At 32.2% G+C, this 20,815-nt stretch carries 17 protein-coding genes; 13 read left to right on the forward strand and 4 right to left on the reverse strand.

The window, feature by feature from the left end:
* The first annotated feature begins 137 nt into the window (after positions 1-137).
* From OS191_RS05850 to OS191_RS05895, 10 genes are all read left to right on the forward strand, one after another.
* Positions 138-575 (forward strand): potassium channel family protein, encoded by a 438-nt coding sequence (locus OS191_RS05850; RefSeq protein WP_267154788.1) that lies wholly within the window; start codon positions 138-140, stop codon positions 573-575.
* On the forward strand, positions 575-1,648 hold the full coding sequence (locus OS191_RS05855; RefSeq protein WP_267154789.1) for an HlyD family secretion protein: 1,074 nt from the start codon (positions 575-577) through the stop codon (positions 1,646-1,648). The genes OS191_RS05850 and OS191_RS05855 overlap by 1 nt, the downstream gene beginning before the upstream one ends.
* A complete protein-coding gene (locus tag OS191_RS05860; protein ID WP_267154790.1) occupies positions 1,638-2,672 on the forward strand; it encodes a hypothetical protein in 1,035 nt (344 codons plus the stop codon). The genes OS191_RS05855 and OS191_RS05860 overlap by 11 nt, the downstream gene beginning before the upstream one ends.
* Positions 2,659-4,023, forward strand: coding sequence for an efflux transporter outer membrane subunit (locus tag OS191_RS05865; RefSeq protein ID WP_267154791.1), 1,365 nt, complete (start codon positions 2,659-2,661; stop codon positions 4,021-4,023). Before OS191_RS05860 ends, OS191_RS05865 begins: the two co-directional genes overlap by 14 nt.
* Positions 4,024-4,038: 15 nt before the next feature.
* On the forward strand, positions 4,039-5,100 hold the full coding sequence (locus OS191_RS05870; RefSeq protein ID WP_267154792.1) for an AI-2E family transporter: 1,062 nt from the start codon (positions 4,039-4,041) through the stop codon (positions 5,098-5,100).
* 94 nt (positions 5,101-5,194) lie between these two features.
* Positions 5,195-5,848, forward strand: a complete 654-nt coding sequence (locus OS191_RS05875; protein ID WP_267154793.1) for a hypothetical protein — start codon at positions 5,195-5,197, stop codon at positions 5,846-5,848.
* 204 nt (positions 5,849-6,052) lie between these two features.
* Positions 6,053-8,884: a sensor histidine kinase gene (locus tag OS191_RS05880; protein WP_267154794.1), complete on the forward strand. Its 2,832-nt coding sequence runs from the start codon at positions 6,053-6,055 to the stop codon at positions 8,882-8,884.
* 3 nt (positions 8,885-8,887) lie between these two features.
* The gene (locus OS191_RS05885; RefSeq protein ID WP_267154795.1) at positions 8,888-9,640 is read left to right on the forward strand and encodes a LytR/AlgR family response regulator transcription factor; all 753 of its coding nucleotides are present in this window, start codon (positions 8,888-8,890) and stop codon (positions 9,638-9,640) included.
* A 104-nt stretch (positions 9,641-9,744) separates the two neighbouring features.
* Positions 9,745-12,282, forward strand: a complete 2,538-nt coding sequence (locus OS191_RS05890; RefSeq protein ID WP_267154796.1) for a T9SS type A sorting domain-containing protein — start codon at positions 9,745-9,747, stop codon at positions 12,280-12,282.
* 6 nt (positions 12,283-12,288) lie between these two features.
* Complete coding sequence (locus tag OS191_RS05895; protein WP_267154797.1) at positions 12,289-12,846, forward strand: hypothetical protein; 558 nt, start codon at positions 12,289-12,291, stop codon at positions 12,844-12,846.
* Between the two features lie 83 nt (positions 12,847-12,929).
* Here the strand turns inward: OS191_RS05895 and dnaN are convergent, their stop codons facing one another.
* The 4 genes from dnaN to OS191_RS05915 form a co-directional block, all read right to left on the reverse strand.
* Entirely contained in the window at positions 12,930-14,048 is a 1,119-nt protein-coding gene (gene dnaN, locus OS191_RS05900; RefSeq protein WP_267154798.1) for a DNA polymerase III subunit beta, read from the reverse strand.
* Between the two features lie 129 nt (positions 14,049-14,177).
* Positions 14,178-16,559, reverse strand: coding sequence for a gliding motility-associated ABC transporter substrate-binding protein GldG (gene gldG / locus OS191_RS05905; RefSeq protein WP_267154799.1), 2,382 nt, complete (start codon positions 16,557-16,559; stop codon positions 14,178-14,180).
* A gap of 143 nt (positions 16,560-16,702) precedes the next feature.
* Complete coding sequence (locus OS191_RS05910) at positions 16,703-16,999, reverse strand: putative quinol monooxygenase (RefSeq protein ID WP_267154800.1); 297 nt, start codon at positions 16,997-16,999, stop codon at positions 16,703-16,705.
* A 13-nt stretch (positions 17,000-17,012) separates the two neighbouring features.
* Complete coding sequence (locus tag OS191_RS05915) at positions 17,013-17,849, reverse strand: SAM hydrolase/SAM-dependent halogenase family protein (RefSeq protein ID WP_267154801.1); 837 nt, start codon at positions 17,847-17,849, stop codon at positions 17,013-17,015.
* A 111-nt stretch (positions 17,850-17,960) separates the two neighbouring features.
* Between OS191_RS05915 and OS191_RS05920 the strand changes: the two genes are divergently transcribed.
* The 3 genes from OS191_RS05920 (at position 17,961) to OS191_RS05930 (ending at position 20,729) form a co-directional block, all read left to right on the forward strand.
* The gene (locus OS191_RS05920) at positions 17,961-18,914 is read left to right on the forward strand and encodes a PhoH family protein (protein WP_267154802.1); all 954 of its coding nucleotides are present in this window, start codon (positions 17,961-17,963) and stop codon (positions 18,912-18,914) included.
* Between the two features lie 234 nt (positions 18,915-19,148).
* On the forward strand, positions 19,149-19,661 hold the full coding sequence (locus tag OS191_RS05925) for a hypothetical protein (protein WP_267154803.1): 513 nt from the start codon (positions 19,149-19,151) through the stop codon (positions 19,659-19,661).
* A gap of 120 nt (positions 19,662-19,781) precedes the next feature.
* Positions 19,782-20,729, forward strand: coding sequence for a phosphoribosylaminoimidazolesuccinocarboxamide synthase (locus OS191_RS05930; protein WP_267154804.1), 948 nt, complete (start codon positions 19,782-19,784; stop codon positions 20,727-20,729).
* Positions 20,730-20,815: the final 86 nt, after the last annotated feature.

Below are 20,815 nucleotides of genomic sequence, written 5' to 3' on the forward strand. Positions count from 1 at the left end.
TGTGTCTCGGGTTATATATTTAAAAAACTATTCTGTAAAATATTCAAATTCAAAAAATAATCGATTGTATTTTATGTATTTGGAGTATGACAAGTTAATATTTTTGTTTTCTTTGTAATAAAAAGTTTTACTTTAAGATGGTTATTTCTTTATTAATAGGAAGTTTTATTATTATAATAAGCGTGCTTGTTCAAGCATATGGAAATGTCCTCTGGTTAAAAAAAATACTTGCATCTAAAAACTTTCAAACGTCTAATTCTATATCCCGACCTTTACGTTTATTGACTTATTCGTTTATTTTTTTCTCAATAATTCATTTTATACAAACAGGTTTCTGGGCCGTAGCTTACATGCTTATTCCAGAAATAACCGGTGTTTTTTCCAGTGCTTCAGAAGCATGGTATTTTTCTATGGTTACTTTTACTTCTTTGGGTTATGGCGATTTGACTTTAACTGACGATTGGCGTTTACTCTCAGGCATTGAAGCTATTAACGGCATTATGTTAATTGGATGGTCTACAGCCATGATGTTTTCCTTAATTCAGCAAATTTATAAAAGTCAAAATCCAAATTAATGAAATCAAAAAAGGCTTCAGCAAAAAAAATCAGCATCTTAGTAATTGTTTTAACTTTTATTATCATGTTGTTTAATGTGCTTTCAAGTAGATTTACACCTTCCACCAATCAAACACGAGTTCATGGATTAAACTTGTCATTAGCTCCAATGGTTAGCGGTTATATAACCAGAGTAGATGTTAGTTTACATTCTCAGGTTAAGGAAGGAGATACTTTATTTATTATAGATAGAAAGCCATATGAAATTGCTGTAACTCAAGCTGAAATTAATTTAGAGAATGTTATTCAAAATTTAACGGCAGGACTATCAGGTTTAAAAGCTGCAACCGCACAACTAAATAGTGCTCGTGTGAAATTGGATCGGGCTAAAAAGAACTGGGAACGTACCCAGCGTGTTATGGCTCAAAATGAAGGTGCTTTATCTGAAGCTGATAGAGACCGATCAGAATCTTCTTATCTAACAGCTATTGAACATGTAGCTACTGCCAAGGCAAATCTTGAAGGACAAAAAACGGCTTTGGGACCAACAGATGCTAAAAACCCCTTAGTAAAAGCAGCCATAAACCAACTAGAAAAAGCTAATTGGGATTTAGAACATACTGTTATTACTGCACCATCAGATGGAGTTATTGAAAGTTTTAACGTAGAAACAGGTTATTTTGCATCTGCAGGACATGCAATAGCCTCTTTAATTTCAAATAAAACCATATGGATCCAAGCCAATTTTACTGAAAATAATCTAACCCATTTAAAAGTAAATGATGAGGCTGGAATCACTTTCGATATAGACGCAGGAGAGGTTTATAAAGCCAAAGTTACTAGCATTGCTTATGGTGTAAAAACACAAAATACGAATGCGGGCGACTTGCCAACTGTAAGAAGTCAACAAGGCTGGCTACGCGAACAGCAAAGGTTTCCAGTTATTATAGCATTGGAAGATCAGGTAGTTTATAAAAAGTTAAGGCAAGGTAGTCAAGCTAATGTAGTGGTTTATACAGGAGATAGCTTTGTTTTAAACACCTTGGCAAAATTTAAAATTTGGCTAACTTCAAAATTCTCTTATGTTAGATAAGGCAGAATTAAATATTAAAACGCCTCAACAAACAAGAGCTATTCTTAGATGCTTACTGGGTGTTGTTTCTGCTTTGCTTATTGCTACTTTAAACAACATATTGTTGCCTCAAATTTCAGCTATTTTTGCTTTAATGCTTTTAGATCAAGGTAAGACGGCAATCGGTATTAAGAAATCCCTGATAGCTATTATTGGTTTATACTTTCTTGGATTATTTGGCTTACTGTTAGGTGGTTTTGTTCAAGATTATGCTATTGTAACCATTTTGATATTAGGACTTGTTATTTTTTGGTCCTTTAAGCTTATTCAAATTCCAGAACCTGTTAGACTCTTGTTTTTAATGCTTACGCTTTTGTTACCTTTTTTAAGTTTAACCGCAGAACCTTTGGGCGATCTTATTTTAATAGATATGATAATTAATTTAGCCATTGCGTTAGGCGTAGCTCAATTAGCATTTGTGTTTTTTCCTGAAAACATAAATACTCATAACCCTGCTCAAGATAAAAAGGACGAGGATACCAAATACAATTTAAATAAAGTAGCTATTAACGGGCTCTTAGTTTTAATGCCTGCTGTATTGTATTTTTATTTGTTTAAACCTAATGCTCTTGTTTTAACCTTTGTATTTATTATTGTTCTAGGTTTAGATCCCATGATTTATAAATCTAAAAAAGGATTTGTGTTAATTTTAGCCAATATATTTGGTGGTGTCTGTGGTATCATTGCTTATAATTTACTGACTATAACACCAACTTTATTTTTCTATACGTTTTTAATTTTTGCTATAGGTTTGTACTTTACTTATAATATTTTTTCAGATAAAAAAACGGTTCCAATTTACGCTATAGCATTTCGTACTTTTTTTCTTGTAATGGGTGTTATTTCTACTTCAGATACGTCTGCTGGAACAACTATTGTTGAGCGTTTGTTTGGAATTGGCTTAGCCGTTTTATACGTAGTTTTAGCTTATAAAATTATCACTTATTTTAATAATCCAAGAATTTATAAGAATGAATTGGTATAGATTATTTTATCTAAGTGTGGTGTTATTCTCTATGTTCTTTTATGGATGTAAAGTTCAAAAGGATTATATAGCACCAGAAACTGAAAACCCAACATCATTTTCAACACAAACTACAGATTCATTGAGCCTGGCAGATACAGAATGGTGGGAATTTTTTAACGACCCAGTGCTTACTGAGTTAATTTCAGAAGGATTAAATAGCAATTTACCTCTTCAAAATATCATTATTGGTATCAAGCAGTCTCAGTTACAATTAGACATTGCTAAAGCCCAATTGTATCCTGAAGTAAATTATGGTTTATCTGCAGAAACATCGAAAACCTCTTTATTACCTTCGTTTAGAAACTCTATTACAGCGGTTGGACAAGTATCTTATACTTTAGATGTTTGGGGACGAATTGCCAATCAAAACGAAGCTGCATTGCAGGCATATTTAGCGACAGAAATGGCTGTGTTTGAAGTTAAAGCAACCATGGTGTCTCAAATAGCAGAATTGTATTTTACACTCAGGGATATAGATAACAAAATCTATGTTTCGGAGCAAATGGAGGCTTCCATGGAAAAATATAAAGCGATTATTGATGCACGTTACGACGGTGGTTTTATTTCAAAAGTAGATGTTAATCAAATAAGTATCAGTTTGAAGGATGTGCAGGTAACCATGCAAACCTTATATAGATCCAGAAAGCAAGTAGAAAATGCCATTAGTACGGTTTTGGGAAGTTTGCCAAAAGATATTCCAAGAGGAAAAAAACTGGAAGACCAAGTGTTTTCTTCCGAATTACCAGTTGGTGTTCCAGCCGGATTATTAAGACGTCGTCCATCTATTCTAAAATCGGAATTACAATTGAAAGCCCAATTAGCTCAATTGGGAGCCACGGAAACATTTAAATACCCAAACTTTCAAATTGATTTTAATTTGGGTGCTCAGCTATTAGATCCGTCTGCTGTTTTTGGAAATTTAGTAGGAAGTATGTTTGGTCCTGTTTTTAATGGCAATAAAATAAATAATACTATTGCTATAGAAGAAGAGCAGTATCATAGAATGGTATTGGATTATAAGCAAGCTTATTTAATAGCCTTTCAAGAAGTTGAAGATGCGCTTATAGCTATAGAAACCTATAAAGAAGAAGTCGTAATACGTTCACACCAATTAGAATTAGCCGAAGAAGCCTATAATCTGGCTTGGGTACGTTATAACGAAGGAGCCACTTCTTTTTTAGAATTTTTAAATGTTCAAACCACTTTTTTTACTGTTCAATTAACTGCTTCCGAAAGTTATAAGTCACAATTACAATCCGTTGTAAAATTATACTTAGCTTTAGGGGGTGGATGGAATCAAACAAACTAATCAAACCAAAACATTATGAAAGCATTTACAATTACAGAATTTATCAGACTAATAGTTCTCTCATTATTAATTCTTTGGGGCTTTTTTCTTTTAAAACCTTTTATTGGAGTTTTTACCTGGGGAATAATTTTAGCAGTAGCCTTATTTCCACTATTTCAAAAACTTCATAAGGTATTTGGAGAAAAGCATAAAAAGAAAGCTACTTTTATTTTTACCATAGTTGCCGTGGCCTTGTTAGTTGTGCCAACCTATATGATGGTGGATTCTTTATTTTCTAATTTAAAAGACACTTTTTCAGCTATTCAAAATAACGAATTAAAAATAACGCCTCCAACTGAAAAAGTCAAGGACTGGCCTGTTATAGGAGAACGCGTATATGACAATTGGAACGCGCTTTCTGAGAATTCAAAAAACTATGCCATCGAACATAAAGATTACTTATTGGACAAAGGGAGTAATGCATTTAAAAAATTTACGGGTCTTATTGGCACAATTTTATCTTTTTTATTGTCATTTATAATTGCTGTAGTGTTTATGACTAATGCCAAAGGAGCTTTCCAGTCAGCTAGTGATTTTGCTAATAAATTAGTTGGAAGCATCAAGGGAGCCGAGATGCTATTAATAGCAAGAGATACTGTAAGAAATGTGGTTAAAGGCATTTTATTTGTGGCTATTATTCAAGCGTTTCTTTGTTTTATAGGGTTTAAACTGATGGGGATTCCTGGTCCGGCCATTTTTGCGTTTATTGTTATGTTAGCAGCCATTGTTCAAATACCTGTAACACTTGTTGTAATACCTACTATTTTTATGGCTTATTCTATTTCAGACAGCACTTTAATAGCAACAATTTTTACAATTTACATTGTTGTAGTTTCTTTATTAGATAATGTTTTAAAACCAATCTTATTATCTAAAGGTTTAGAAACCCCAATGGTGCTTATTATTCTTGGGGCCTTAGGAGGCATGTTGTTGCATGGTATAATAGGTATATTTATTGGAACCGTATTATTATCTGTTTTACACAAACTGTACGTTGCTTGGGTAGATAGTAAAGAGGAGATTGTTTTGGCCGATTAAACTGATTTTAAAGATATAATAAAAACCGTATTCAGGCATTTTAAGACTTGAATATGGTTTTTTATTATTTTTAAAAATATAAAACCGACTTTAAATGCATAAGATCCTATTAGTTTTCTTTTTATTTCAACTTCAGTTTGCTGTTAGTCAAGAAATCATTATTAATGACAGTTTGAGTATTGAGTTTTTAAAAACAAAAAAGACCTCAAAGAATTTTAATACACGCTCGAATGTGAAAGTGAAAGGGAATCAATCCAAACGCATTCTAACCAGATGTAAGGTTAAAGCGTTGTACGACCAACCTGTAGATATTAATGCCTTTAGTTTAGTGGATACTATAAATAAAATGAGATATCGTATCAATGAATATATAGGTTATCAAGCTGTTTCTGTATTCGGGTCTGGTTATACCAGTAAAATGTATCTTAAAAAGAATTTAAAAAATAGGAAAGGAAAGCCTTATAAAGGCATTCCTGAATATGATAAAAGCGTCAAAGATAGTTTTGAAGATTTTATTTTTGAAGGTTATACCAATATAGAAGTTCCACTCAGGTTTGGAACCAATAGATCACTTGCAGGAGAATTTTCCGGAAAAAAAAAGGAGATCATTTCAACCGTATATTATTCACCTACACAATTGGACCAGTTTACGGCTGAAATTTACTTTATAGTCCACAATTCCTTTCCTGAAACCCATTTAGAACTGTATTATGGAAAACAACTTATTTCTGAAATTGAAACCGATTAAATAAAAATAGGGCGTCTAAAAAGACAGTCTCTTCTTTTATTTTTTTATTCAGAAAAAAATAAGATAGTTACAGAAAAATAGAACACAGGTTACAGTCATAAATATTAAGTTTGTTAATTGATATTTATGAGGTGTTCTATTAAATACATATTATTTTTACTGATACCAGTTTTTGTAGTTTCTCAAAATCCGGTAACGCAACACATGTCTGAAATTTCTAATCTTCCGGATGTTGAATTTTATGACATTCAAGAAGATCATAACCACTATATTTGGCTTGCAGCAGATAAAGGTTTATACCGTTATAACGGAAAGAATTACCAAAAGTTTACAAACCCTAAACAAAAAGCAAATTCTTTATTTCAATTAAAATTAGATGAAAAAGGAAAACTTTGGTGTATTAATATTTACGGGCAATTATTTTATGTTGAAAATGATACTTTACGCCTATTTTATGACGCTAGCAAACTGGTAAAAGGTCAATTATCACCTTTTGAAATCACCAATACATCCATTCGCTTATTTACTGTAGATGGTATTTATGATATTAGTTTAAAAGACAAAAACATCATCAAGCTTTTTGAAGGTATGTGTGTTAGTGAAAGCACTCACAAAGATTTATCTTATGTCATTAAAATGAATGCTAATGACAGACCTTCCAAAGAAAAACAGAATTGGTACCAAATTAAAAATGGTCATATAAAGTTACTTAAAGCATTCACGTCTATAAACAGAATGCAGTCGCCAAAGGTATATGCTTTTAAAAATAGTGCGCTACTAAATTTTAAAGAGCAAGGCAAAAATCAACTTTTTATTTATAAAACTCAAACAGACGATGTTTTAAAGCTAAAGACACCTAAAACGTTAGAAGATTTAACCATTTACAACATTACATCTTTAAATAATAATTATTGGTTTTTAACAACGTCTGGTGTGTTTATTTTTCAACGAAAAGATCAGCAATTAATTTTAAAAGAGCAACTGTTTAGTAACGAGTCCGTAACAGATGTATTGGTGGATTTTAATAAAAATTATTGGTTTTCCACATTAGATAACGGTGTTTTTGTGTCTTCTAATCTAAATATTAGACGGCTTAATTTAGACCAGGCAAAAGATAAAATTACCGCAGTATGTGCATTAAATAATAATCAATTTTTATTAGGTACAAATAATGGTAAGTTGATGTTTTATAATACAGAAGGTGTTTTTAAAATGATTAAATTACCGGGATCAAAAATCATAGGCAATTTATTTTTTGATGCATCACAAAATCATGTAATTGTTAGTATTAATGCATCAGAATCTTATAGTGTAGATCTAAGTCTATTCTCGATTAAAGACCAAAAAAATAAATACTCTGTCGCAAAAACATTTTCAAAAATTAATGATGAAAATCTATTCTATGGAAGCTACAAAGAAGCCATAATATATAACAAACCTTATATTTCAGACTCTACAAGAGTTATTAGAGAAAGCAGAGTAAAAGCATCCGAAATATTAAACAATCAGCTATTTGTTTCTTTTATTGATGGCTTGTATCAATTTGATGTTAATAGTTTTCAGTCAAAAGAAATTAAGCTAGAGGGTGAAAGTGTTTTAGTAAACTCAATAGCTAAAACAAGCGATACTATATGGCTGGCAACACAGCATAATGGTTTGTTGTGTTTAAAGGATGATCAACTTATTTCTAGACACGATGCTTTGCCAAAGCAAATACAAATAAATACATTAAAATCTGATGGTGAATTTTTATGGATTTCCGCCGAAGAAGGTTTTTTTAAGTTTCATCCAAGAACCAATAAAGTAAGACGTTTAAACACTCAAGATGGATTAACATTACCTGTAGATAAGTTTATTATTCTTGAAGATTATTTGGTGTCTGTTTTTCCAAATTCATTGTATTTAATGCCCAAAAACAATACGCTTTTTAAAGCTTTTAAAACCTCAAAAGTTTGGATAACATCAGTTCAAATAAATGATAAAGATACGGTTGTAAATACCAACTACAATTTACCTTACGATTATAATAAATTACGATTCGATTTTAACTCAAACGGATTTCAATCTAATAGGCATGTTAACTACAAATACCGAATAAAACCTATTGATACCACATGGCGAAACGTGCCTTTAAACACCCATTTCGTGGTATTTAACAGCTTGTCTAGTGGCGATTATACGTTTGAATTACAAGGTCAAAATATTAGCAGTAAAGATGTGCGATTTGCAAGTCCTATTACCTTTACAATAGCAAAACCATTTTGGGAAACCTATTGGTTTTATGGCTTGATTTTGGTATCAGTTTTTGGGTTAATTTGGTTATATTTTAGATGGCGACTACAACAAAAAGAAGCACACCGTATTGCCGAAATTGATAAAATCTTAATCGATAAAAAAATAACCAATTTAAGATTAGAAAATTTGCGATCGCAAATGAATCCGCACTTTATTTTTAATGCTTTAAATTCTATTCAAGATTATATTATTTCCAATGAAAAGGAATTAGCAAGTTCTTATTTAGTGAAGTTTAGCCGATTAATCCGCATGTATTTAGATTATAGTCAGCAAAACGAAATAACTTTGGAAGAAGAATTAAACGCTTTAAAACTGTATTTAGAATTAGAGAAAGTCCGATTTGAAGACGAATTAGAATACAATATTGCTATTGATAGTCAATTAAAGACAAAACAAATAAAAGTACCATCATTATTCATTCAACCGTATGTTGAAAACGCTTTGAAACACGGATTGTTACACAAATTTAACAACCGAAAATTACGTGTTGAAGCTAAAATTATTCAGCAAAATAAATTACAAATTACGGTTGAAGATAACGGCATTGGTCGTGTACAATCCGAAAAATTAAAACGACCAAACCAGCAGCACAAGCCTTTTGCAACCAAAGCCAATGAAGAACGTGTGCACCTTTATAAAAATAAATTAAACCGTGATTTAACCATAACGACGAAGGATTTGTATAATGAAAACAACGTTGCTGCGGGTACAAAAGTGGTCATGACCATGCCAATACATTAAGATATGAAAGCAATAATTATAGACGACGAAAAACGTGCAAGACATTTACTGTCTAACCTGCTAACCGAACATTGCGCTAGTATTATAAACATTGAAGAAGCACAAGATTTAGCATCTGGCGTAGACTTGATAAAAACCAGTAAGCCTGATGTTGTTTTTTTAGATATTGAAATGCCTAATCAATCTGGATTAGATATTTTAGATTACTTTCCAAATCAAATCGATTTTAAAATTATCTTCGTCACAGCTTACAATCAATATGCGATTGAAGCTTTCAAATTATCAGCAGTAGATTATTTGTTAAAACCAGTTGATACGACTGAATTAAAAGAAGCAGTTGCAAAAGCCGAAGAAGCGATAAAAGCCAACAATTTAAACGACCAGTTAAACAAGTTACGCGACTCGTTGAAGCAACTATCAATGGACAAGGTTGCTTTAGAAATTCCTAAAGGGATCATGTTTGCTTCACATAGCGATATTGCATATTTTGAAGCCGATGGCATGTACACTAATGTACAACTTATAGAAGGCAAACAAAAAACGATTTGCAAACCGTTGAAGCATTTTGTAGAACAACTAGAGCGCAATGCGATGTTTTTTAAATGTCATCGTTCGTATTTAATTAACCTAAAATATGTAGATGAATTAGTTAAAGATGATGGGGATTACTTACTAATGTCCAATCAAAAACGTATCCCGATTTCAAAATCTAGACGCGATCAGTTTTTGGACGTGATTAAGGAAACTTTTATGTGATTTCTGTTTAGAAAGAAATTAGAGCTATTCAGAAAAATCTCACTTAATTTACCCTTATTTGATTGTTGTTTTGTAGTTGAAAATTAAAATAAATCTCAACTACAATGAAAAAAACATTACTACTTTTTACGACCTTCTTTTGTTTAGGGGTTTTTACAGCTATAGCTCAAAATGTAAATATTCCAGACGCTAATTTTAAAACCTATTTATTAGCAGATTCAGCAATAAATACAAATTCAGATTCTGAAATTTCTGTAGCAGAAGCACAAGCATTTTCGGGTGAGTTATTAATAAATGGCTTGTCTATTTCAGATTTAACAGGAATTGAAACTTTTGTAAACATTACACGTTTAGATTGTTACAGTAATAATTTAACAGCTTTAGATGTTAGTAATAATTTAGCATTAACACGTTTACACTGTTCTGATAATCAAATTGGAACTTTAGATATTAGTGCAAATCCGTTAATTACAGATATTCAATGTCATAACAATGGTGTTTTATATGCATTAAACATTGCCAATGGAAATAACAGCAATATAAGTTGGATGAAAGCCTATGGAAATAGTTTATCATGTATACAAATAGATGCTGGTTTTACACCACCAGCAGATGCCGGAATATACAGTCAAGGTTGGACCAAAGGTAACTCTGCAATTTATGGTGACGATTGTGTTGCTCTTAATCAAGTAGTAAACATCCCTGATGCCAATTTTAAAAACTTTTTAGTAAGCGATAACACTATCAATTTAAATGGAGATTCTGAAATAACGCTGGCAGAAGCACAAGCTACAACCGAGTTAATTATGGACGGTATTGGTATTGCAGACTTAACAGGTATTGAAGCTTTTACCAATTTAACGCGTTTAGATGTGCCTAATAATAGCTTAACCACTATTGACGTGAGTAATAACTTATCATTAACACGTTTGCATGTTGGTTTCAACAACTTAACAAGTTTAGACATACGTTTAAATACAAATATTGATGAATTGTTTTGTCATGAAAATAGTGCATTAGAAACTTTGTTAATCTCTAACGGAAACAACAGTAATTTCATCTACATGAAAGCCTATAATAATGCAAGTTTAACATGTATTCAAGTTGATGCAGGCTTTTCACCACCAGCAAACAGCGGTCAGTACGTAGTAGGTTGGACTAAAGATGGTCAAGCAGGTTACAGTGAAAACTGTATTCCTTCTATATTTTACGTAAATGCTAATGCAACAGGTGCTAACGATGGTAGCTCATGGACAGATGCTTTTACAAACGTAACAGACGCTTTAGCACTTACCAATTTAAATGATGCTGTTTGGGTAGCAAAAGGAACGTATACCTTAGCAGATAAAAACACGCCAATAGCTATTAATACAAATGAAGTAGATATTATTGGAGGTTTTTCTGGAACCGAAACTGCTTTAGCTGATAGAGACTTAACGGCCATTAATACTACAAATGCAACCATTTTTACTGGTGATATTAATGGTGATGATATTGATGGAGATTTCTCATCGAACAAAACAGATAATGCAGAGCGTTTATTTGAATTAAGAACGAGCAACGTCACTTTTGATGGTATTGTTTTTGAAAACATTTACGATACTTCACAATCAGGTGGTGTAGAAGAAAACGGTGTCATATTTATACCAAATAGTTTAAATGCTAATAATTTAAAAATTAAAAACTCGGTATTTAGAAATAATTACTCTAATGGCTATTTACTTAAAATTAGAAAATTTAATCAAGGATTACTTATTGAAAACACCAAGTTTATTAATAATACCATTGTTAATATGGGATTGGTTTATATACAATCTGATAGTACAAACGGTTATATTTTTACACGTTGGGCAAATGTTTTGGTAGCAGATAACGATATTAATCTTTCAGCACTAAATATTTACAGAGAAGACTGGAATAATGGTAATACTTTAGATGTTGTGATTACTAATAGTACGTTTGTTAATAATGATTATAATGGTACTTATGGCAATTCTATTACGGCATCAGGCAATGGAAGTGTAAACCTAAATGTTAATAATTCTATCTTTTGTCAGAATACTGTTAACGGTACAGCAGCTACTAGAGATATTTCCGATGGAATGAATTCTACTTACGATGTGTTTATTAGAAATTCCATCGCAAATGTATCATCAAACGCTGGAACTTATGGGACATTTTCTGCTACAAATGTAACCACTTTAGATCCAGCAACAGATAATTTAAATTTAGATGCAGAATACAAACCAACATCAGCTTCAAATTATATTGTTGATCAAGGAGATAACGCTTACTATGATGTAGCTTTATTTGGTGATTTAGATTTAGCAGGTAATAATAGAGTTTTTAACAGCACGATAGATTTAGGAGCTTATGAATACGATTCTACACTAGGAATTGATATTGTTTCTTTAAATACAAATTCAGTAAAACTATACCCAAACCCTGTAAATGATAGATTATTTGTAAAATCACCGGAAACAATAAAGGCAGTTTCTATTTACAATGTGAATGGCCAACTCATCAAAGAAGTAAATATCATGGGTAAAAGTATAGAGGTAGCCAGTTTACCTTCAGGATTATACTTTGTGAAAGTTAATACTGTAAACGGTGAAACAACAAGAAAAGTCATTAAAAACTAGTTAAAAATGAAATCACTAAAGTTCTTATACTTAATCGTAATTGTAATTGTAACGTTTGTTGTATCATGCTCGTCTGATGATGATAATTCAAATACATACAATTCAATAACAAATAAAATAACTGTAGGAGATTCAGATTTTGAAATGAATGCAGCTATTGTTGAACCTACATTAAATAATCAAGTATTTTTAAGCTTGACTAACAGCACCAAAGCACAAATTGAAGCCTCTTTTGATGGTACTACACTTAATAATGTAGATTTCTTTTCTGCTAGAATAAATCATTCAGATTTGACATCTAATGTAACGTATGATTTGTCTGAAATATCAAGTTTAGAATTCATAGTTGATGGAGATGTTATAAATTCTGAATACGAAAATGGTTTTAGTCAATTTTATAAAAGTGGTTCTAATACAAATTTAGAAGTGTCTCAAGGGAGTATTACAATAACTAATTACTCTATAGATAATTTAACTTTAACTTTTAGCTTTTTAAGAAACGATGGTATAGAAATTTCAGGAAGTTATAATGGTGCACTTATTATTTTAGATAACGAAGAATAAATGATTTTATAACTTTATATAATAAAAAACGCAACCTAATAGATTGCGTTTTTTATTATTAATAAGAAAATTTTTGTTTGTTTTTAGCTATTTAGCATCACAGGCATTACCAACATCGTTACTTGTTCGCCTTCGTCTAAACCATCTATAGGAGTTAAAATACCCGCTCTGTTTGGTAAGCTCATTTCTAATTGCACTTCATCTGAAGTTAGGTTGTTCAACATTTCAGTTAAAAAACGTGAGTTAAACCCAATTTGTAAGTCGTCTCCTTGATAATCACAAGTTAAACGCTCTTCAGCTTTGTTACTATAATCGATATCTTCTGCTGAAATATTTAATTCAGCTCCAGCGATTTTCAATCGGATTTGATGTGTAGTTTTATTTGAGAATATACTCACACGACGAACAGAGTTTAAAAACTGTGTTCTGTCTATAACCAATTTATTCGGATTCTCCTTAGGAATTACAGCTTCGTAATTAGGATATTTTCCATCAATTAAACGACAGATTAAAACCGTATTTTCAAAAGTGAATTTTGCATTAGAATCGTTGTATTCAATAGTAACATCATCATCACTTGCGGCTAAAATTCCTTTTAAAAGATTTAAAGGTTTTTTAGGCATAATAAATTCAGTTGTCTGAGCTGCTTTAACATCTTCTCTAGAATATTTAACCAATTTATGAGCATCTGTTGCCACAAAGGTTAAACCTTCGGTAGAAAACTGAAAAAAGACACCACTCATTACAGGACGTAAATCGTCGTTTCCAGCAGCAAAAATAGTTTTACTAATTGCGGTAGCTAAAATATCTCCAGTGATGGTTGTTGAGGTGGCATCGTCTAAAGACACAGCTTTTGGAAATTCGTTTCCATCAGCATAAGCTAAAGCATATTTACCATGATTAGAACTGATTTCTATGGTGTTATTGTCTTCAACAACAAAAGTTAAAGGTTGTTCAGGAAAAGTCTTTAGAGTCTCTAAAAGCAAACGTGCTGGAACAGCAATGCTTCCACTGTTGTCACTTTCCACTTCTAATTTTGCAGACATGGTAGTCTCCAAATCGCTAGCAGAAATAATAAGTTCTGTTTGGTTTAATTCGAATAAGAAATTATCTAAAATTGGTAAAGTATTCGAGTTGTTTATAACACCTCCAAGAACTTGTAGCTGCTTCAGTAAATAGGTACTTGATACTATAAATTTCATGTATATTAAATACGTTTAATGTTCGTTTAATTACTATTACAAATATATCGTATAGCTATTAATATAGGAAACAAACTTATTAACAAATACTTCCCTTAAAAAAGAGAATTTTTAGGGATTTTCACTAGCCTAATTAGCGTATTTCTTCTTTCTGTAAAAGTTAAAAATAAACCCGAAAACGCCCAATATTACTAAAGGTAGCAGGATATTAATAAGTTGCCATTTGGTTTTTTCTGAAGCTACTTTTTTGTAATCTAAAAATGATACCTCAATTTCTTTAGAACGAATGTTTATAAGTCCATTATCGTCTAAAAGGTAATTTACGGCATTCAATAAAAATTCTTTATTGCCATAAAGCTGTCCGGAACTTCGGTCGAAACCTAACTCAATAGGACCGTTTTTGCCCAATTCGTTTTTAATTACATCCCCATCCGCGATAACAATCATTTTTGTGGGTTTGCTTTTGTTTCTTTCTTTTGAAAGCGAAAAAGGCTTTATACGATTGTTGTAAACTGAGGTAAATTCGCCTTCCAACAAAACGGCTAAGTTTTGATGCGGATTGTTGTATAATTGAGGGTCTGGTTCTTCTCCTGTCATTTCTAAACTGATTTCTCTTGGTGTTCCATCAATTTTTGAAAGTACAGAACTTTTAAGCAAAACAGTTTTTTGAATATCGTTTTTTAAAGTGTCTATCTGGTTGGCAAAATCAAACTTTACCAGATTTAAATTATTAACTACAGGATGGTGACTCTCTGGATTAACTAAGGGTGAATAAAACCAGGGAAATTGCTGAAAACGCGCTTCGCTACCTTCGCCAATAGCCAATGTAATAGGAGCAGAGTAGAGGTCGTTTACCAAAACCGGATTTATTCTTACACCATATTTAAAGAAGAAATCCGTTAAATTTAAATCTCTTCCAATGGCCACACTTTTTCCGGTATTGTACAAACTGTCTTTTTCCATAGCAACTGCATCTATTAACCATAGACTTTTTCCTCCAGACATAGTAAATTGGTCTAAAACAAACTTTTCGTTTTCGGTGAAAGCTTCCGTTGGTTTTGCGGATACTATTAAATCGAAATCTTTTAATTGATCAAGAGTTCTTTCAGGGTTGCTAGCAACGCTGTCTAGAGTAAATGGAGCCAGGTTATAATATTCCGAAACAGTTTTTAGGAAATCTTCAATATAACGTCCTTTTAATTCTCCGTTTCCTATTAAGAAGGCTATTTTTTTATTTCTTGGATTTACAAGTTTGCTAAAACCATCGGCAAACGCATATTCTAAATGTTGTACAGAGTGGTTAACCAACTCTTGTTGTGTGGCACCAATTTTATTTTTTATCAACGGAATTTTCACCGTAACATTATTAAAACTTGCTAAAGCCCATGGAATAATAACTGCCTGACTACTTTTTCCGTTTTCTTCTACACTTAATTGCATGGGTGTTAAGCCACGTTCGTTTAGTTTCTGGATGTTTGCATCTCTGCTGGTTTCGTTTGCAATAGGATTTATAAAATGAAAAACAATGTTTTTATTGTGTGCAGAAAACTCCTCGAGAATTTGTTTGGTTTCTAATTGTAGGCGTCTAAATTCTGAAGGAAAACCATCTCCTTCTAAAAATACATCAACAAGTATTGGTGAGTTTACATTGTCTATAATGCTTAACGCAGCTTCGCTTATGGTATAGCGTTTATCTGATGTTAAATCGAAACGTCCATAATAATTACTGCTTATCGCGTTTATTGCGAATAAACCTATTAGAAGTCCAATTATAAAAGTTGCTTCTTTTTTATGGATGCCCTTAGTTGTAATGCGTTTACTAGTAAGAAATATAAAAAATAAGGTAATGCTTAAAAAATAGAGAATATCGCGCGTATCTAAAATACCACGACTCATACTCTTATAATGTGCATTCATGCCTAATTGCTCAATAAATGAACTTGAAAGCATGTCTGCAATGCCTTCAAACCCAATATAAAAAACAATGCAGATAAACACAGCAGCTATAAAAGCAACTATTTGATTATCTGAAAGTGTAGAAGTAAAGACTCCTATGGCTGTATAAGCAGCGACTAAAAAAAGCAGTCCAAAATAAGAGCCTAAAGTACTTCCCATGTCTAGGTTACCAATTGGATTCCCTAGTTGAGAAACGGTGTAAACATATAAAAGGGTAGGAACTAGAGCCATTCCAATTAAAAGGAATGCCCCTAAATATTTTCCGAAAACAATATGTATTAAGGAAATAGGCTTAGTAAGCAAAAGCTCTAGAGTTCCTTGCTTTTTTTCGTCGCTAAAGCTTCGCATGGTCACAGCAGGAATTAAGAAAATTAATACCCAAGGTGCTAAAAGAAAAAAGGAGGATAAATCTGCAAAACCATTATCTAAAATATTGAATTCACCTTTAAAAAGCCATAAAATTAAACCATTTAATAGCAGAAAAAGAGCAATAACTAAATAGCCAATTGGTGAGGCAAAAAACGAGTTAATTTCTTTTCTTAGGATGGCAAACATTTATTTTAGGTGTTAGGTGTTAGGTGTTAGGTGTTAGGTGTTAGGTGTTAGGTGTTAGGTGTTGCTGATATTAAAATATGTATTAGTTACTATAACTCTTCAAATATTGAATTTTAGAACTTTCATTATTCATTATTCATTATTCATTGAAGCGAAGCAACTTTGTCTAAACTCCATGCTTCTGGTTTGGCATTAAAAAGTGGTTTTGTTTTACTCCACACGTTTCTAAACAAATCGGAATGTCTATAAGCTTCTAAATCGGCTTCCGTATTCCAATAACTATAGGTAAAAAATATGTTAGTATGTGTTTTATCTCTATAGAGTTCTAAAAAACAACAACCTTTAAAATGTCTAATTTGTTCTTTGTTTATATTGAAGTTTTCAAGAAATTCATCTATATGATTTTCGTTAAAACTCATTTTTACAATTCGTACAAACATAGTTTTTTCTGCTTTAATCGTTTATAAACTTAACACTTATAGCATCCAATATATCCAAACCTAATAATGTGGAGGCACTCCCAGAAGTCTGGCTGTTGCTTTTATAAACAGCAATTTCTAGATAATTAGACGAGTTAAAAACAACTAATTTTTTGCCTTCATCATTTCTTTTTTCAACAGCAGTTTCAAAATTTACCACATCGCTATATTTGGAATATATTTGTTTAAACGTATAATTCCTAGCTGATATTTCAAAAGGTCTTCCTTGTTGAACTTTTTCAAAAAAGGATTTTTTAATATTACTAATAACATTTCCATAATTATCAATGTAAATAACACTACCAACAATTTGGGTGTGTTCATCGTTTATATAGGGAATAATATTTTTAATAGGTTTTATGGTGTTAATTACTTTGCCAATCACATCCAGCGTCCCACCTCTGGCAATATGGCAGGCTACTTTTACAAATACATCAAGCGCAGGGAAACTGGTTTCAATACGGTCGTGAATGTTAATTTCAACAATTTTTTCTGGAGCAATTTCAGAGCAAATCATGCTCATAATTCCATTATTGGCGCATATAAAATAATGATCGTCTAGTTTAATAGCAACATGCTTGTTTTCTTCATTTATTTCGGAATCTATTCCAATAATATGAATGGTTCCTTTAGGAAAACTTCTATAAGCATTTTGGATTATATAAGCAGCTTCTGGAATGTTAAAAGGAGACACAGAATGTGAGATATCAACAATTTTTACATCGGACAATTCACTGTAAATAGCTCCTTTAACTGCACCGGCAAAGTGGTCTTTCTCTCCAAAATCTGTTGTAAGGGTTATGATAGGCATGGATTAATTGTTGATATTTTTTTAACCGAACTCACATGAAAATTATGTAGCTTTGTTTAAGCACAAATCTAATAAATCTTAATCGATAATTTTAATTAAATCACATAGCTTTTGAACGAAATCATAATCGAACTTGAAGAAGTTTCTCCAAAAGAATTCTTTGGAGCACAAAATGCCAATATTGAATTATTAAAAAAATACTTTCCTAAACTTAAAATTGTTGCCAGAGGTACCAGAATAAAGGCCTATGGAGATGAAGATCTTCTAGAGGAGTTTGACAGACGATTTAACATGCTCATGGAGCATTATATAAAGTACAACAAACTTGATGAAAATGTTATCGAGCGTGTTCTAACAAGTCAGAGTAAAGAAGATTATGCTACTAGTGATGCTAGTGGAGCAACTATTGTTCATGGCGTAAATGGCCGTTTAATCAAAGCTCAAACAGCTAATCAGCGTAAAATGGTAGAACTTATGCGTAAAAATGATATGGTTTTTGCCATTGGACCTGCTGGTACCGGAAAAACATATACAGGGGTTGCCTTGGCTGTTCAAGCATTAAAAAATAAAGAAGTTAAGCGTATTATATTAACCAGACCTGCTGTGGAAGCCGGTGAAAATTTAGGATTTTTACCTGGTGATTTAAAAGAAAAATTAGATCCCTATATGCAACCTCTTTACGATGCCTTGAGAGATATGATTCCTGCTGAAAAATTAGCGCAATATATCGAAAATGGTACCATACAAATAGCCCCTTTAGCATTTATGAGAGGTCGTACCTTGGATCATGCCTTTGTTATTTTAGATGAAGGACAAAATACGACTCATGCACAAATGAAAATGTTTTTAACCCGAATGGGTAAAGATGCAAAGTTTTTATTAACTGGAGATCCAGGGCAGGTAGATTTACCACGAAGAACCATTTCTGGGTTGAAGGAAGCCTTATTGATTTTGAAAAATGTTGAAGGTGTAGGTATGGTTTTTTTAGATGATAAAGATGTTATTCGTCATAAATTAGTTAAAAAAGTTATTGAAGCCTATAGAAGTATAGAATCTGAAGCCTAATAGAATTCGGTTTTTAACGACATCTGTACTCCGTTGATAAATAGACAAATTAGTAGATACTAAAAAGCCAGTTTTTTGAATTGGCTTTTTTATTTTCCTGCTTGTGGCTAATAGCTTGATTAAGTGTTTGGTGCTTTAAGTTTTCTTATAGTTCTATAAATTTTGCCCAAAATCGTATAACTTTTTTTGTCTTAAGTTTCAGAAGTTTGTAGTGTAATCATAAAACAAAACAAAATGAAAAACTTTTTATTAGTAGCAGTCATATTAGGATTTAGTCCCATTTTCGCTCAAGAAACTGAAGTGGATATCACCCCAGATAATTCTTGGTTAAAAGTAGGGTTAACAGCAGGTGTTCCAGTTGGGGATGCAAGTGATGTATCTTCATTTGCTTTAGGTGCAGATGTGAGAGGACAATATTTGTTCAATCCAAATATAGCCATTGGTGTTGCTTCTGGTTATACCAATTATTTTGGAAAAGATAATTTCGACGATTTTGGAATTGTACCAGTTGCAGGATTCTTCCGTTATTATTTTACGCCAGATGGCTTATTTTTAGGAACGGATGTTGGGTATGGTTTTTTAACCAATGTTGATAATAACGAGGGTGGATTATATGTTAACCCACAAATTGGATATCATAACAGAGATTGGAACTTTTACGCCTATTATCAAAACACTTTTGCAGAAAACGATTTGGAATTACAAAATGTTGGAGTAGGTGTAACCTATAATATCCGATTTAAATAAATCACTATAAAATTTATAGATACTTAAAAGGAGACATAATTATGCCTCCTTTTTTTATTTAGATTTGTTTGGCGATAAGAAACAAATTACTTTTGTAAAATAACCAACAGACTACTTCAAATGAATACCATTACTGATACAAATTTCAATTTTCCGGGACAGAAAAGTCTTTATAAAGGTAAAGTTCGCGAAGTCTATAGTATTAACAATGAGCAATTAGTGATGGTTGCCACAGATAGACTGTCTGCTTTTGATGTGGTTATGCCAAAAGGGATTCCGTATAAAGGACAAATTCTGAATCAGATTGCCACTAAAATGATGAAAGCCACAGAAGATATTGTTCCAAATTGGCTTATGGCAACACCTGACCCCAATGTAGCTATTGGACATCTTTGTGAAACTTATAAAGTAGAAATGGTGATTCGTGGGTATATGTCTGGTCATGCAGCCAGAGAATTTAAAGCAGGTAAGCGCATGCTTTGTGGGGTTTCAATGCCAGAAGGCTTGAAAGAAAATGATAAATTTCCTCAACCAATAATTACGCCTGCAACTAAAGCAGAGATGGGAGATCACGACGAAGATATTTCTAGAGAAGATATTATTAAACGTGGCATTGTTTCAGAAGCCGATTATTTGGTGCTTGAAGATTACACCAGAAAATTATTCCAAAGAGGTTCAGAAATTGCTGCTTCTAGAGGTTTGATTTTAGTAGATACCAAGTACGAATTCGGAAAAACTAAAGAAGGAAAAATTGTGTTGATTGATGAAATCCACACACCAGATTCCTCACGCTATTTTTATGCCGATGGTTATCAAGAACGTCAGGAAAGAGGGGAAGCTCAAAAGCAATTGTCCAAAGAGTTTGTCCGTCAGTGGCTTATTGTCAATAATTTTCAAGGTTTGGAAGGCCAAACGGTTCCCGAGATGTCTGATGATTATATTCAAACCGTAAGCGAGCGTTATATAGAACTTTATGAAAATATTACTGGTGAAACCTTTGTAAAGGCCGATGTGTCAAATATCCAAGAGCGTATTGAAAGGAATGTTTTAGCATATTTAAATAAATAAGACAGGAATTTAACAGATAAAGAAAGACCTTGATAATCCAAGGTCTTTTTTTATGCTTTAAACTTTCAAGTGTTCAATTGCTTTTA

Origin of the sequence: Xanthomarina sp. F2636L, assembly GCF_026410195.1 — a bacterium.
Taxonomy (GTDB): Bacteria; Bacteroidota; Bacteroidia; order Flavobacteriales; family Flavobacteriaceae; genus Xanthomarina.